We start from the raw sequence: 14,394 nt of genomic DNA, 5'->3' as shown, positions 1-14,394 counted from the left end.
TCGGGTTCAGCCCACCGTCACACAGTTGGTTCTTCACTTGCCCCTCCCCCCCCCCCCCCCCCCCCCCCCCCCCCCCCCCCCCCCCCCCCCCCCCCCCCCCCCCCCCCCCCGCCCCTTCAGAGCCAGACGAGGCGGAGGTCGCGGATCAACGAGAAGCACTCCAGCGCGCCTTCGGCGGAGTCGGAGTTGCCGGTCCAGCCGTGCGGGCTGACGAACACCGCGCCCGGACCGTCGGCGCCGGGAGCACGGCGAAAGTCCAGGCCCCACAGGTAGATCCGCGCGTCGGTGACCCCATCACCATCGCGCGCGACTTCGCACAACGCGAACTTCCTCGGCTGGTAAGCCCCGGCCAAGTCCTCCAGCACCGCCGGAAGCTCGTCCTCACCCCACGGGCCCAGCGAAAAACGCCGCTCCAACATCCCGACTCCCATCTGCCGATCAACCTGAAAGAAGGTTAGCGAGAAACTTGCTCGTTAACAGTCGCTGATCCGGGTGGTCGATCTTCCGGTAACCGATTTGGGTGCAGCGGGGTGCCAAGATGAGCGGCATGGCGATGTCCCCGGACCCGAAGGTGCTCAAGATCCAGATCGGGATCGAGTTGCGCCGCTTGCGCGAGAACGCAGGTCACACAGCAGCCGAAGCAGCAGGGGCCCTGGGCGGCGCGGTACCCAAGATCAGCAAGATCGAGAACGGCAAACAGGCCGCCACGCCAGAAGAAGTCGAGAAGCTGGCCGACCTCTACGGCGCACCGGTGAAACGCCGGAAATACTTGGTGAGCCTTGCGGCACAGGTCCCGAAACGCAGCCGTCGCCGAACCATGTACCGCGACGCCGTGCCGGACTGGGTTCAACGATTCTTCGCCCTGGAATCCGAAGCCACCGAGATGAAGATCTACGAAGTAGAGATCATCACCGGGCTCTTCCAGATCGAGGACTACGCCCGGGCCACGCTGCTCGCATGGGAGCCTGCGGCCGACCCACGGCTCGTGGAAAGCCACGTCAAGACCCGGATGGAACGTCAGGCCGTACTCACGCGGACTGACCCGGCGCTTGATCTGCATGTCGTGCTCAGCGAGTCAGCATTGCACCGCGCGCAGGGCAGCCAAGACGTGATGGCGCGACAACTCGGCCACCTGCTTGAAGTTTCAGAGCTGCCGAACGTCCGGCTCCAGGTTCTGCCGTTCGACGCCAATCGCATCGCCGTCACTTCATCGGCAGCATTGATGCATCTCTCCGACCAGCAACTTTCGACGGTGTACCTGGAAGACTTCTTCGGTGCCACCTATCTGTGGGAGCCGGAGGAATACACTCGGTACAGCGTCATCTTCGAGCGACTGAGCAACGCTGCACTGCCTGTCCCGAAGACCCGACAACTCATTGCTCGCGTGCTCAAGAAGTACCGGTGACCACCGGGAGGAAAAACGATGTCTGCCTTAGCTCTCGAGAATGCCGCTTGGCGCAAGTCCAGCTACAGCCAGGGTAACGGCGGCGTGTGTGTCGAGGTTGCTGTTCAGCCGAGTGTTGTCGGTGTTCGGGACTCGAAGGATCCCGATGGCCCGGTGCTCGTCTTCGACTCCGGCTCCTTCGCGCGCTTCCTCGGCACCTTGAAGGGCTAGGCACACAGAATCGGCAGGTCAGGGCCCGTGAGTCTTTTCGGTCGCCATGGCAGCGCAAAAGACTCACGGCCCCGTGACCAGCGGGGCCCCTAGCCGGTCGGCCGCGGACCGGCGATGCGGCGTTTTCGCGCGAAAACGGCGTTCGCCACGCCTGGAGGGCGACGGTTTCGCGCGAAAACGCCGCCAGCGTCACCCGGCGGAACCCGGACTCGTCAAAGCCACCTTCCGGTGGATTGCGCGGTAACCAGGGTTGCCGCAGGCTACCCGGGGGATCGCCGCCGCCACCGCGCCGGGCTGCGGCGCACTAGGCGGTCGGGAGGCCCGATGGTGCAACCAGAGCAGGGCATGCGGCCGACGCTGCTCGGCGTCCGGGTGCCCCGCATCGAGGACGACCGCCTGGTCACCGGGCGCGGCCGGTACATCGCCGACGTTGTCCTCCCAGGCATGGTCGAGGCTGCGTTCGTCCGCAGCGACATTCCGCACGCGCGGGTGCGCGGTGTCGACACGGCGGCCGCGCTGGAATCCCCTGGGGTGCACGCGGCGTTTTCCGGCGCGGACCTCGACGTTCGCGCTATTCCGGACCTGATGCCCTGGGTGCGCGGCGTGCAGCACTTCCCGCTGGCACGCGACCGGGTGCGCTTCGTCGGCTGCCCGCTGGCGGTGGTCGTCGCCGACGACCGCTACCTCGCCGAGGACGCCGCCGAACTCGTCGACGCCGACCTCGAACCGCTGCCCGCCATCGACACCGCCGAGGACGCCCTCGCCGAGGACGCACCACTGCTCTACCCGGAATGGGGCGACAACCTCCTGCTGTCGATCCCCGCCCCGGAGAACCCCGCCGTGGACGAGGCGTTCGACCGGCTGCGCACGATCAGCGGCACCTACACCACGCACCGCCACGCGGCCGTGCCCATGGAACCCCGTGGCGTCGTCGCCGAGTACCGCGACGACCGGCTGACGGTGTGGACCTCCACCCAGGCCGCCTTCATCGTGCGGTCGATGCTCTCGCAGGTGCTGGGCCTGCCGGAACGCGACATCCGGGTGATCACGCCCGACGTCGGCGGCGGATTCGGGCAGAAGAACGAGGTCTACCCCGAGGACTACGTGATCCCGTGGCTGGCGATGCGGCTGCGCCGCCCGGTGCGCTGGCTCGAAGACCGCCACGAGCACCTGATCACCGCCTGCCACGCCCGCGACATGCGCATCGAGCTGTCCGCCGCGGTCCGCGACGACGGCACCATCGCGGCGCTGCGCGGCCGGGTCCGCACCGATCTGGGTTCCGGCGAGGTGTTCCCCGCCGGGTTCGGCCCCAGCCTGGTCGCCGTCGGTTCGCTGTGCGGGCCGTACCGGATTCCGCACCAGTGCGTGGCGGTTCAGGGCGTGGTCACCAACAAGACGCCGCTCGGCGCCTACCGCGGTTTCGGCATGCCGGAGGGCACCTTCGCCATCGAGCGGCTGGTCGACAAGATCGGGCGCGAGCTGGGCATCGATCCGGTCGAGCTGCGCCGCCGGATGATCCTCGATCCGCACGAACTCCCCTACGAGACCGCCGCCGGTGCCCGGCTGGACTCCGGCAGCCACCGCGCGGCCTTCGACCGCGCCGTCGAGATCGGCGAGCGGCTGCTGGAAGCCGAACGGGAACGCGCCGAGCCCGGCACACACCTCGGCGTCGGCTACGCCACCTACGTCGAAGGCGTTGCCGCCAGCGCGTTCTCGATCACCGGCACCTTCAGCGGGCAGGACTCCGCGGACGTGCGCTTCGACGCCGACGGCGGCGTCACCGCGGCGGTGGGCGTCTCGGCCATGGGCCAGGGCGCGCACACCACGGTGGCCACCCTCGTCGCCGAGGAGCTCGCCCTGCCGATCGAGCAGGTGCGGGTGGTGATGGGCGACACCGACACCGCCCCGTTCGGCCTGGGCAGCTGGGCCAGCCGCGGTGCCGTCGTCGCCGGGGGCGCGATCGCGCAGGCGGCGGAGGTGTTGCGGCGCAAGGGAACCGAGATCGCCGCGCACCTGCTGGAAGCCGCGCCGGAAGACCTGGAGCTCGCCGACGGCGGATTCCAGGTGCGCGGCAGCCCCGGCAGCTCGGTGCCCTGGGAGCGGGTGGCGCGGGTGGCGCTGACCCGCACCTTCGAGCTGCCGCCGGGCGTCGAGCCCGGGCTCGACGCGCGCGCGAGCTACGAGCCGCCCGGGATGGACCACGTGCCGCGTCCCGACGGGAAGATGAACGCCTCGACCACCTACACGAATGCCTCGCACGCCGCGGTCGTCGCGGTCGATCCCGCCACCGGCGAGGTGCGCGTGGTGCGCTACGCGGTCGTGCACGACTGCGGGCGCGTGATCAACCCGCTGACCGTCGCCGGCCAGATCCACGGCGGCGTCGCGCAGGGCATCGGCGGCACGCTCTACGAGCAGCTGCCCTACGAGGACGGCCAGCCGCTGGCCACCACGTTCATGGAGTACCTGCTGCCCACCGCCTGCGAGATCCCGGACATCGCGACCGAGGAGCTGTGCAGCCCGGCACCCGAAACCCCGTTCGGGATCAAGGGCGTCGGCGAGGCGGGCATCATCGGCCCGCCGGCCGCGATCGTGCGCGCCGTCGAGCACGCCCTGGAACCGCTCGGGGTGGCCGACATCGACACCACGCCGCTGACGCCATCGGTGGTGCGGCGGCTGATCGAGGAGGCCGCGTCGTGAAGCCGCCGCCGTTCGACTACGTCCGCCCCGGCAGCCTCGGCGAAGCGGTGCGGCTGCTCGCCGCCGACGAGGACGCGAAGGCCCTCGCCGGCGGGCAGAGCCTGCTGCCGATGATGAACTTCCGGCTCGCCCGCCCGAGCGTCCTGGTCGACATCGGCCGCCTGCCCGAGCTGACCGAACTGCGCCGCGACGACGGCGTCCTGGTCATCGGGGCGGGCGTGCGACAGCGGGCCGCCGAAACCTCGCCGCTGGTGCGGCAGGCCTGCCCGCTGCTCGGGCAGGCGCTGCGCCACGTCGGCCACAACCAGATCCGCTCGCGCGGCACCATCGGCGGCTCCCTGGCGCACGCGGACCCGGCGGCAGAGCTGTGCGCGGCCGCCTGCGCCCTGGACGCCGAGGTCGTGGTGACGGGCACCGGCGGCCGGCGCATCGTGCCCGCCGCCGAGCTGTTCGTCGCGCCCTACCAGACCTCGCTGGCCGCCGACGAGATCCTCACCGAGGTGCGGCTGCCGATCCACGACGCCCGCCACGGCTTCGCCGAGATCGCCCGCCGGGCCGGGGATTTCGCCATCGCCGGCGTGGCCGCGGCACTGGAGTTCGACGGCGGCACCGTGACCCGCGCGCGACTGGCCGGCCTCGGCATCGGCGGCACGGTGCGGCGCCTGCCCGAGGCCGAAGAGGTCCTGCTCGGGCGGGCGCTCGACGCCGATGCGATCGGTGCCGCGGCAGGCGCCGCCGCCGACTCCGCCACGCCGCCCGACGACCTCCACGCCGATCCGGAAACCCGCCGCGCCGCACTGCGCGCGGCGGCACAGCGAGCCCTGGAGCAGGTGGCGCATGACTGACGTCCCGGCCGCGAACCGCGAGATCGCGCTCACCGTCAACGGCCGCGAGGTCCGCAGCCTCGTGCCGGTGCGCCGCCTGCTGGTGGACTTCCTGCGCGACGACCTCGGCCACACCGGCACCCACGCCGGCTGCGAGCACGGTGTCTGCGGCGCGTGCACGGTCCTCATCGACGGCGAGCCCGCGCGTTCCTGCATCACGCTCACCGTGCAGGCCGACGGCGCCGAGGTGACCACGGTGGAAGGCATCACTCCCGACGGCGGTTTGAGTCCGATGCAGCAGTCGTTCAAGGACTGCCACGGGCTCCAGTGCGGTTTCTGCACGCCGGGGTTCATCACGACGCTGTCCGTCGCCGATCCCGGCGAGCACCCCGACGACGAGGCCATCCGAGAGCTGCTGTCCGGGAACATCTGCCGCTGCACCGGCTACCAGCACATCGTCGACGCCGTCAACCAGGCCTGGGGCCGGGGTTAGAGCTTGTTATAGGAGCTGTTTGAGAACTCGTTTGCGTAGTGGTGGCTCCTCGTTGGCTGGTGTGAGGTGAACGGCCCGTTCGTCCCGATAGACGAGGTGAACAGGCCGTTCGCTGCACCGCATTGAAGGCACAAGCCGCCCTACCACGACCCCGCACCACCACATCCCAAACAGGCTCATAGCCGCCCGGCTCAGAGCGATTCGAGGAACGCGAGCGCGACCGACCACGCCTCCGTGGTGGCTTCCGCGTCGTAGTCCGGCAGGTCCGGATCGGTGAACAGGTGCCCGGCGCCCGGGTACTGGAAGATCTCGACGTCCGCCCCGGCCCGCCGCATCTGCAGGTACCAGGAGTTCAGCCAGTCGGCCGTCTCGAACGGGTCGGGGTCGGCGACGTGCAGCTGCACGGGCAGGTCGTCGACGGCCGCGTTCTCGGCGATGTCCGAGGTGCCGTGCAGGAGCAGCAGGCCACGGGCCTTCTCGTCGGCCAGCGCGAGGTTCTGCGCGATGGCCGCGCCCAACGACAACCCGGCGTACACCAGACCCTTGTCGCTGTGCGGGGCCGCCGCCTGCACGGCGCGGCGCAGCAGCTCGTCCCGGCCGATCTCCTCCGTGATGCGCATGCCGTCCTCGACCGTCTCCGCGGTCCGACCGTCGAACAGGTCGGGGACGTGCACCTCGTGACCGGCCACGCGCAACCGTTCGGCGGCGGCTTGCACGGCGGGCCGCAGGCCGAACGCGGAATGAAGCAACAGGATGTCCACGGGAACATCCAATCAGCCCGCCGCGACCGGGGCCCGGGACGGGCGGCGCCGCCGAATCATTGCAATAGCCATTGACACAGTCGTCGATGTCATCGATCCTGATACCTGTTACTCGCGGTATCAGGTATCGCCGGGTAGCGCGAGACACCGCCGTCACCGTCGCAGGGAGCGCCCATGACCGGCAGCATCGCCCGGGACCACGGAACGCCGCCGCAGTCCGACCGCGCCGATTTCGCGGACCGGCTGCTGCGCTCCTCGGAGATCCTCTCCTACGACCCGGTCCAGAAGGTGGACTGGGAAACACCGCTGGACACGAGCTACCACGGCACGAGCCCCGAGTGGAGCACGCTGTACGGCACCTCCTACTGGAAGGAGATGACGCCGGAGCAGCAGCGCGAGCTGACGCGCCAGGAGGCCGCGTCGGTGGCGAGCACCGGCATCTGGTTCGAGATGATCCTGCAGCAGATGGTGCTGCGGGACTTCTACGCGAAGGACCCGACCGATCCCGCCTTCCAGTGGGCGCTGACCGAGATCGCCGACGAGTGCCGGCACTCGATCATGTTCGCGCGCGGCGCCGCGAAGCTGCGCGCCCCGGCGTACCGGCCGACGCGGTTGGTGGTGGAGCTCGGCCGCGTGTTCAAGGCCGTCGCCTTCGGCGAGGCCGCCTACGCGGCGATCCTGGTCGCCGAGGAGGTCCTGGACGTCATGCAGCGCGACTGGATGCGCGACGAGCGGGTCGTGCCGTTCGTCCGGACGGTGAACAACATCCACGTCGTCGAGGAATCGCGGCACATGAAGTTCGCCCGCGAGGAGACCAAGACCCGGCTGGAGGGCGCGGGCCGGCTGCGGCGGCAGATCACCGCGGTCGTGGTCGCCGGCGCGTCCTACTTCATCGTCACCAGCATGTGGAACCGCAAGGTGTACGAGAACGCCGGGCTCGACCCGAAGCGGGCCATCCGCGAGGCGAAGGCGAACGAGCACCACAAGTCGATGCTGCGCTCCAGCTGCGCCGGCCTGATGGAGTTCCTCAGCTCCGCCGGCCTGCTCACCAAGGCGTCGCAGTGGTTCTACAAGCGCGCGAACCTGATCTGAGCCCATGGCGTACGCGATCACCCAGACCTGCTGCAACGACGCGACCTGCGTGAAGGTCTGCCCGGTCAACTGCATCCACCCGACGCCGGACGAGCCGGACTTCGGCACCACCGAGATGCTCTACATCGACCCGGCCTCCTGCATCGACTGCGGCGCCTGCGCCGATGCCTGCCCGGTCGAGGCGATCTTCCCGGTGGAGCACCTGACCGCGCCGCTGCAGGCTTACGCCGAGGTCAACGCCGCCTACTACGCGGGCGCGGAGCCCACTGCGGACACGACCGATCCGGCGCCGAACTTCCACCGCTGGGGGCCGCCGGTGTTCGGCCGCGCCATCCCCAGCGACTTCGCGCCGCTGGACGTCGCGGTCGTGGGCACCGGCCCCGCGGGCATGTACGCGGTGGAGGACCTGCTCCTGCGCACCAACTCCCGGGTCACGCTGATCGACCGGCTGCCCGTCGCGGGCGGGCTCGTGCGCTACGGCGTCGCGCCCGACCACCCGTCGACGAAGAAGATCGGCGAGACCTTCAGCCGCTTCCACACCCACCCGCGGCTGCGGCTGCGGCTGGGCGTCGAGGTCGGCAGGGACGTCACCGCCGACGAGCTCGCCGCCCGGCACGACGCGGTGATCTACGCCGTCGGCGCCTCTTCGGCGCGCCGGCTCGGCATTCCCGGCGAGGACCTGCCCGGCAGCGTCGTCGCCACCACCCTCGTGGGCTGGTACAACGGGCACCCGGACGTCCCGGCCGATGCGATCGACCTCTCGGCGGAGCGGGTGGTCGTGGTGGGCAACGGCAACGTCGCGCTCGACGTGGCCAGGATCTTGACCGCGGATCCGGCGGCCTTGGAAGGCACCACCATCTCCCCCGCCGCGCTGGCGCGGCTCCGGTCGAGCAAGGTCCGCGAGGTCGTGCTCCTCGGCCGCCGCGGCCCCGAATCCGCCGCGTACACGACGCCGGAGCTGCTCGCGCTCACCCAGCTCGACGACGTCGAACTCGTCGTGGACGGCCACGACGCGCAGATCGAGGCGGCCATCGAGACGGCACCCTCCGGTGGCAAGGCGAGCCTGCTCCGGGGCCTCCCACGCGAGGCCGTCGACTGGTCCGCGCCGCCCCGGCACGGGCGCCGCCGCATCGTGCTCCGCTTCCACTCCGCACCGGTGGAGATCAGCGGCGACACGCAGGTGCGCGCGCTCCGCGTCACCGGTCGCGGCTGCGAAGTGGAAGTCACCGCCGGTCAGGTGGTGCGGGCGATCGGTTACCGGGGCACGGAACTGCCCGGCCTGCCCTTCGACGAGGACACCGGCACCGTCCCGCACGCGGACGGCCGGGTGGGCGGACGGCCGGGGACCTACGTCGTGGGCTGGATCAAGCGCGGCCCCACCGGCGGCATCGGCGCCAACCGGACGTGCGCCCGGGAAACGGTCGACGCGCTGCTCGACGACGCCATCGCCGGCCGCCTCCCGGCATCGCGCTGAGGCGGCCTCGCCGGACCCGCGGCAGGGGTTTTGCCCCGCCCCGCCGCGGGTCCGGCGAACTCCTGGGGCTCGTAGAATCCGAGGGCAGCGGTAGTCGCCACAAGGGCGTTTCGGAATGGCTCCGCCCGGCTCAGCCGAAGGCCCTGGCGCCGGGCGTTGATTTCGCGCGAAATCGACGCCCCGCACCTTAGGCGGCCACGTCGCACACGTGCCCGCGCACCATTCTGAAACGACCCCTGAAGGCGAAGCAGCGATGTCCCCGAACCTGGGATCGTCCCAGCAGCAGCACTGGCAAGCGGTCTACCGGGACCACCCCCACATGTACGGAGACGCGCCCTCGGAGCCCGCGCGCTACGCCGCCGAGCTGTTCCGCACCCGCGGCGCGCGTTCCGTGCTCGAACTCGGCGCCGGTCACGGGCGCGACGCCATGCACTTCGCCCGCGCCGGTTTCACCGTGCACGCCACCGACTTCAGCCCCGTCGGCCTGCAGCAGCTGGCCCAGGACGCCGAGCGGGACGGGCTCGCCGAACGGGTCACCACCGCCGTCCACGATGCGCGCGAGCCGCTCTCGCTGGCCGACGGCCGCGTCGACGCCGTGTTCGCGCACATGTTGCTGTGCATGGCTTTGTCCACAGCGGACATTCGCGCGCTCGTCGGCGAGATCGGGCGGGTCCTGCGGCCCGGCGGCACGCTCGTCTACACCGTCCGCCACACCGGCGACGCGCACTGGGGCGCCGGAATCTCGCATGGCGACGACATCTACGAGCACGGCGGTTTCGCGGTGCACTTCTTCGGCCGGGCTCTCGTGGACGACCTCGCCGCCGGCTGGCGCCTCGACGAGGTCCACGCGTTCGAAGAGGGCGAACTGCCCCGCAGGCTGTGGCGGGTCACCCAGACCCGCCTACCGAGTCCTCAGTAGACGGAATCTCCACCCCCTCGGAGTCCCGCAATTTCCATTGAAATCGAACCTTCGATTTCAATGGAAATTGCGGATCGAGCAGGCGCTTACGAACGGCGGCGGGGTTTCCCGCGCTTGCCGCCCTTGGGAACGCCGGAACGCGGCTGCCGGGTGCCACCGGCCGGCTTGCGGGCGGCGGCCTTCTTGCCGTCGCCTGCGGGACGCTTGCTCTTCGCCTGCGCCGGAGCCGGTGGACGTCCGCGCGTGCTGTTGACGGTCCGCCCGCGGACGATCCCGATGAACTGCTCCATCAGGTCGGTGGTCTCGTCCTCCAGCCACGACAGCGCGACCCGCGACTGCGGCACGTCGACGATCGTCCGGTAGGTGAGGTCCCGGCGGTGGTGCAGCCGGGCGAGCGACTGCGGGACGACGAGCAGGCCCACTCCGGCGGCCACCAGCTGGATCGCGTCCGCGGTCGTGGCCGGGCGCTCGATCGCCGGGCGGCCGGGCGGCCGCTCCCAGTCGAGGGTGTCGTCGAGCGGGTGCAGCACGAGCTCGTCGGCGAGGTCGTCGACGGACACCTCCTCGGCCGTGGTCACGACGTGGTCCTTCGGGACCACGACCACCGTCGTCTCGGTGTAGAGCGGGATCGCGTGCAGGCCCTCCCGGTCCGTCGGCAACCGGAGGAGGGCCGCGTCGGCGTCACCGGCCCGCACCAGGCCGGCGGCTTCGGCGGCGGTCACCTGCACGAGGTGCAGCGGGACCTCGGGCGACCGCTCCTGCCAGGTCCGCGCCCACTTGCCGGGCGTCACCCCCGGGACGTATGCGAGCGTGAACGAGGGTTGTCCGTCCGAGCCTGTCACGTGGCCAGGCTACCGGGCGTCATCGCAGGTAGTGCGCACCCGGTCGATACCCTTGAGGGCATGACGTCGCAGAAGACCCCCCAGACGATGAAGCCCGCGACCGCGGCGAAGAAGCTGAACGTGTACCTCCAGGCCACCCCCGCGGAGTTCCAGGAGGGTGTCGTCTCGCGCGACGAGTTGAACGCCCTGCAGACCAGCCCGCCGGAGTGGCTGCGCGAGCTGCGCCGCAACGGCCCCCACCCGCGGCAGGTCGTCGCGGCGAAGCTGGGCGTCTCCATCGGCGGCCTCGCGCGCGGCGGGGTCACCGAGGCGCTCACCACGGAGCAGATCGAGGCGTTGAAGGCGGACGATCCCGAGTGGCTCCAGCAGGAGCGCGCCATCCAGGCGGACGTCCGCAAGGAGACGGCGCGCATCAAGGAGAAGGAGGCCGATCGCCGCCAGCGACGTCCCTGACGAGAGCACCGTCGCCGCCGGCGGGGGTCGGGCGACGACTGCTGGATCTTCAAGGTGGCGGTGCCGGATGTCGGCCGATCCTCGGGTCGATGACCGCGCTGGGCCGGACGACCACCTCGATCGTGCTGTCCTCCCCGGTGACCGGGAACAAGCTCCCGATCTCCGGCGAACCCGCCGGATGACCGGTCAGGACACCGGCTCTGCCGGCCCGGAGCCGGGCCGGCCGAGCCGACGCGATCACGCGGTCGGGGCTCCGGCGACGCGGCGCTCCCCGCCGTTGCGGGCCTGCCACTCCCGGTAGACGTCGACGGCGGCGTCGCGGGGGTCGTAGGTCATCGGCAGGCGGCGCTCGTCCCAGTCCCTGGCGAACTCGCCGTAGAAGGTGGCGAGTTCGAAGTACTTCCGGTCGTCCACGTAGTGCGGCTCGTAGTCGTCGCGGGTGGTGAGGAAGACCACCTCGTCAGGGCTGCAGTAGTACAGCGAGCCCAGGCACATCGGGCACGGGTGTGCCAGGACGTAGATGGTGGCGCCGGTGAGGTGCTCGGTGCCGAGCTTCGTGCAGGCCTCGCGGATGGCGAGGATCTCGGCGTGGGCGGTGGGGTCGCCGGTCTGGGCCACCTTGTTGGGGCTTTCCGCGACGATCCGGCCGTCCTTGACGATCACCGTCGCGAACGGGCGGCCGCCCTCGGCGACGTTCTGCCGCGCGAGGTCGATGGTGCGTTGTGCGAAGTCCACGGAATTCCTTCCTCCGGTTGCACTGAGCGTTTTTCATCCTGGTCGGCCCGCAGTCGCGGGTCGCAAAGCCGCACGACGGTGGGATGCCGCATGCGCCGCAGGCACATAGCCACCTACGACGCTTGCACCGCCGCGGGTTCTCAGAGCCTCACTTGGTTCGGGTCCGCCTCAGAAGGGCTTGGTCGGCAGGTACTTGCCGTCGAGGGTGATCACGGCGCGCTCGCCGCCCTCGGGGTCGGCGACCTTCTTGACGTCCAGCCGGAAGTTGATGGCGCTGATGATGCCGTCGCCGAACTGCTCGTGGACCAGGGCCTTCAGGGTGGTGCCGTAGACCTGGAGCATCTCGTAGAAGCGGTAGATGGTCGGGTCGGTCGGGACACCGCCGTCGATGGAGCCGCGGGTCGGGATGGTCTGCAGCAGCATCGCGGCGTCGTCGTCGAGGCCCAGCAGTTCGGTGACGGCCTTGGCCGCCGCCTCCGGCAGGGCGTGCTGGCCGAGGACGGCGGCGGTGACGAAGGCCGTCGACAGGCCGGCGGCCTCGGCGATCTGCTGCCAGGTCAGGTTCTTGCGGGTCTTGGCCTCCACGGCCACCGCCGCCACGGACTGGCGGGCGGCGGGGTCGAACTGGGCGTGCGGCATGGGACGTGCTTCCTTTCGGGTGGCCGCCGCGCGCTGCGGCGGGGCTTGAGCGGGATCCGCCCGCGGTGGCGGGGCGGGCCGGGCTCGTGCGCGTTTTGGAGTGCCATGGCGCTCCAAAACGCCCACGAGCCGGGGTCAGGCGACGTGGGGCCGGAGGTCGCCCGCGTCGAGCTCGTCGACGGTGCCGGTCGGGATGTCGAAGATCCAGCCGTGCACTCGCACGGTGCCCTTCGCGAGGGCCCGCGCCACCGACGGCTGGGTGGCGAGGTTCGCCAGTTGCGCGGCGACGTTGTCGCGGACCAGCGCGGCCACGGCATCGCGATCGCCGGGCGGGGTGCGGCCGGGAGCGGAGTCCGCGTGGCGCAACCAGTCGGCGATGGCGGGCATGCCGGTCAGGTCGTGGCCCTCGGCGATGGCGGTCATCGCGCCGCAGGCGGAGTGACCGCACACGACGATGTCCGACACGCCCAGGACCGCGACGGCGTACTCGATGCTCGCGGTGACGCCGTCCGCGCCCGGGGCGTAGGCGGGCACCAGGTTGCCCGCGGTCCTGATGACGAACAGCTCGCCCGGCTCCTGCTGGGTGATCAGCTCGGGGACGACCCGTGCGTCCGAGCAGCCGATGAACAGCGTGCTCGGCCGGTGGACGGCGGCGAGGCCGGCGAACAGCTTCGCCTTGGCCGGGAAGACCTCTTCCTGGAAGCGGTGGATTCCCTCGGCGAGGTGGTGCATGCCCACTCTCCTTCCGGACTTCTGCGGGGACCGACTACACAACCGTGCACCAGCTGCGGCGATAGTGTCCAAGTCGCAATTCGCATGATCACGATTGATCTCATCTATAGTCGTGTCATGCCCCTTGAGCTGCGCCATCTGCGCTACCTGCTCGCGGTCGCCGAGCACGCGAACTTCACTCGCGCCGCCGAGGACCTGCACATCTCCCAGCCGACGCTGTCGCAGCAGATCAAGCAGCTGGAGAAGTCGCTGGGCGTGCAACTGCTGGACCGCACCGGCCGCACCGTGCGGCTGACCGACGCGGGCGCGACGTACGCCGACCACGCCCGGCGGGCCCTGCGCGACCTGGCCGCAGGCCGGCGCGCGGTGCTGGACGTCCAGGACCTCACCCGCGGCCACCTGCGCCTGGCGATGACGCCGACCTTCACGGCCTACCTGATCGGGCCGCTCGCCGGCGAATTCCACGACCGGCACCCGGGAATCCGCCTGGACGTCCGGGAGATGACCCAGGACCGGATCGAATCCGCCCTGCTCGCCGACGAACTCGACCTCGGCATCGCCTTCGAAGGCGGACACCTGCCGGGCATCGAGAGCACCGCGCTGTTCGCCGAATCCCTCAGCCTCGTCGTGGGTCCCGGCCATCCGCACGCCGGGCGAACCCTGCCCCTGCCGGTCGCCGAAGCGGCGCAGCACCAGTTGGCCCTGCTCAGCCAGGACTTCGCCACCAGGGGCCACATCGACGCCTATTTCGCGCGGCACCGGGCGCAGATGCCGATCGCGGTCGAGACCAACACGATCACCGCGCTGACCGAGATCATCCAGCGCACCGCGCTGGCCACCGTGCTGCCGGACGCCATCACGCGGGAACACCCCCGCCTGCACCCGATCCCGCTCGATCCCGGGCTCCCGAGCCGCACCGTCAGCATCCTGCGCCGCGAGAACGCCTACCTCAGCGCCGCGGCCCGGGCACTCATCCAGCTGACGCATCGCTGGGCGCAGACGTAGGAGCCGTTCCGGAACGGGACGCGGGCACGCACGAGACGTGACCACCTGGAACGCAGGGCGCCGTTTTCGCGCGAAACCGGCGCTCCGCGTGAGGGCGAGGTGACGGTTTCGCG

At 70.8% G+C, this 14,394-nt stretch carries 16 protein-coding genes; 10 read left to right on the top strand and 6 right to left on the bottom strand.

All coding sequences use genetic code 11. The features are described 5' to 3' along the window. Positions 1 to 116 precede the first annotated feature (116 nt). On the bottom strand, positions 117 to 419 hold the full coding sequence (locus AC07EQ_RS36450) for a hypothetical protein (RefSeq protein ID WP_478392366.1): 303 nt from the start codon (positions 417 to 419) through the stop codon (positions 117 to 119). Positions 420 to 538: 119 nt separating this feature from the next. Here AC07EQ_RS36450 and AC07EQ_RS36445 point away from each other — a divergent pair, with 119 nt between their 5' ends. From AC07EQ_RS36445 to AC07EQ_RS36425, 5 genes are all read left to right on the top strand, one after another. Then, complete coding sequence (locus tag AC07EQ_RS36445) at positions 539 to 1,405, top strand: helix-turn-helix domain-containing protein (RefSeq protein WP_478392365.1); 867 nt, start codon at positions 539 to 541, stop codon at positions 1,403 to 1,405. Between the two features lie 18 nt (positions 1,406 to 1,423). Beyond that, positions 1,424 to 1,615: a DUF397 domain-containing protein gene (locus AC07EQ_RS36440; RefSeq protein ID WP_478392364.1), complete on the top strand. Its 192-nt coding sequence runs from the start codon at positions 1,424 to 1,426 to the stop codon at positions 1,613 to 1,615. Between the two features lie 324 nt (positions 1,616 to 1,939). After that, positions 1,940 to 4,312, top strand: a complete 2,373-nt coding sequence (locus AC07EQ_RS36435; protein ID WP_478392363.1) for a xanthine dehydrogenase family protein molybdopterin-binding subunit — start codon at positions 1,940 to 1,942, stop codon at positions 4,310 to 4,312. Continuing rightward, entirely contained in the window at positions 4,309 to 5,157 is an 849-nt protein-coding gene (locus AC07EQ_RS36430) for an FAD binding domain-containing protein (protein WP_478392362.1), read from the top strand. Before AC07EQ_RS36435 ends, AC07EQ_RS36430 begins: the two co-directional genes overlap by 4 nt. Further along, the gene (locus AC07EQ_RS36425; protein WP_478392361.1) at positions 5,150 to 5,629 is read left to right on the top strand and encodes a (2Fe-2S)-binding protein; all 480 of its coding nucleotides are present in this window, start codon (positions 5,150 to 5,152) and stop codon (positions 5,627 to 5,629) included. The genes AC07EQ_RS36430 and AC07EQ_RS36425 overlap by 8 nt, the downstream gene beginning before the upstream one ends. A gap of 191 nt (positions 5,630 to 5,820) precedes the next feature. On the opposite strand, the gene AC07EQ_RS36420 is transcribed toward AC07EQ_RS36425, so the two are convergent. Beyond that, the gene (locus AC07EQ_RS36420; RefSeq protein ID WP_452617710.1) at positions 5,821 to 6,390 is read right to left on the bottom strand and encodes a dienelactone hydrolase family protein; all 570 of its coding nucleotides are present in this window, start codon (positions 6,388 to 6,390) and stop codon (positions 5,821 to 5,823) included. Positions 6,391 to 6,564: 174 nt separating this feature from the next. Between AC07EQ_RS36420 and AC07EQ_RS36415 the strand changes: the two genes are divergently transcribed. The 3 genes from AC07EQ_RS36415 to AC07EQ_RS36405 all read left to right on the top strand — a co-directional run bounded on the left by AC07EQ_RS36415 (position 6,565) and on the right by AC07EQ_RS36405 (position 9,875). Beyond that, positions 6,565 to 7,482 carry an AurF N-oxygenase family protein gene (locus AC07EQ_RS36415; protein ID WP_478392360.1) on the top strand — a complete coding sequence of 306 codons (918 nt, stop codon included), beginning with the start codon at positions 6,565 to 6,567 and terminating at the stop codon, positions 7,480 to 7,482. A gap of 4 nt (positions 7,483 to 7,486) precedes the next feature. Beyond that, complete coding sequence (locus AC07EQ_RS36410; protein WP_478392359.1) at positions 7,487 to 8,956, top strand: FAD-dependent oxidoreductase; 1,470 nt, start codon at positions 7,487 to 7,489, stop codon at positions 8,954 to 8,956. A gap of 253 nt (positions 8,957 to 9,209) precedes the next feature. Further along, entirely contained in the window at positions 9,210 to 9,875 is a 666-nt protein-coding gene (locus tag AC07EQ_RS36405) for a class I SAM-dependent methyltransferase (protein WP_478392358.1), read from the top strand. 86 nt (positions 9,876 to 9,961) lie between these two features. Here the strand turns inward: AC07EQ_RS36405 and AC07EQ_RS36400 are convergent, their stop codons facing one another. After that, entirely contained in the window at positions 9,962 to 10,717 is a 756-nt protein-coding gene (locus AC07EQ_RS36400; RefSeq protein ID WP_478392357.1) for a LysR family transcriptional regulator substrate-binding protein, read from the bottom strand. A 60-nt stretch (positions 10,718 to 10,777) separates the two neighbouring features. Here AC07EQ_RS36400 and AC07EQ_RS36395 point away from each other — a divergent pair, with 60 nt between their 5' ends. Then, positions 10,778 to 11,170, top strand: coding sequence for a DUF5997 family protein (locus AC07EQ_RS36395; RefSeq protein ID WP_478392356.1), 393 nt, complete (start codon positions 10,778 to 10,780; stop codon positions 11,168 to 11,170). Positions 11,171 to 11,407: 237 nt separating this feature from the next. Here the strand turns inward: AC07EQ_RS36395 and AC07EQ_RS36390 are convergent, their stop codons facing one another. The 3 genes from AC07EQ_RS36390 to AC07EQ_RS36380 form a co-directional block, all read right to left on the bottom strand. Then, a complete protein-coding gene (locus tag AC07EQ_RS36390) occupies positions 11,408 to 11,905 on the bottom strand; it encodes a nucleoside deaminase (protein ID WP_478392355.1) in 498 nt (165 codons plus the stop codon). 168 nt (positions 11,906 to 12,073) lie between these two features. Next, a complete protein-coding gene (gene cynS, locus AC07EQ_RS36385; RefSeq protein ID WP_478392354.1) occupies positions 12,074 to 12,544 on the bottom strand; it encodes a cyanase in 471 nt (156 codons plus the stop codon). A 135-nt stretch (positions 12,545 to 12,679) separates the two neighbouring features. After that, positions 12,680 to 13,276, bottom strand: a complete 597-nt coding sequence (locus AC07EQ_RS36380) for a carbonic anhydrase (RefSeq protein WP_478392353.1) — start codon at positions 13,274 to 13,276, stop codon at positions 12,680 to 12,682. Positions 13,277 to 13,393: 117 nt separating this feature from the next. Here AC07EQ_RS36380 and cynR point away from each other — a divergent pair, with 117 nt between their 5' ends. Continuing rightward, positions 13,394 to 14,281: a transcriptional regulator CynR gene (gene cynR / locus AC07EQ_RS36375; protein ID WP_478392352.1), complete on the top strand. Its 888-nt coding sequence runs from the start codon at positions 13,394 to 13,396 to the stop codon at positions 14,279 to 14,281. The last annotated feature ends 113 nt before the right edge of the window (positions 14,282 to 14,394 follow it).

Source organism: Saccharopolyspora sp. NPDC045839, from assembly GCF_056431645.1.
Note: the sequence above shows the minus strand (reverse complement) of the source record. Positions and strands in the feature narration are given on the sequence as shown.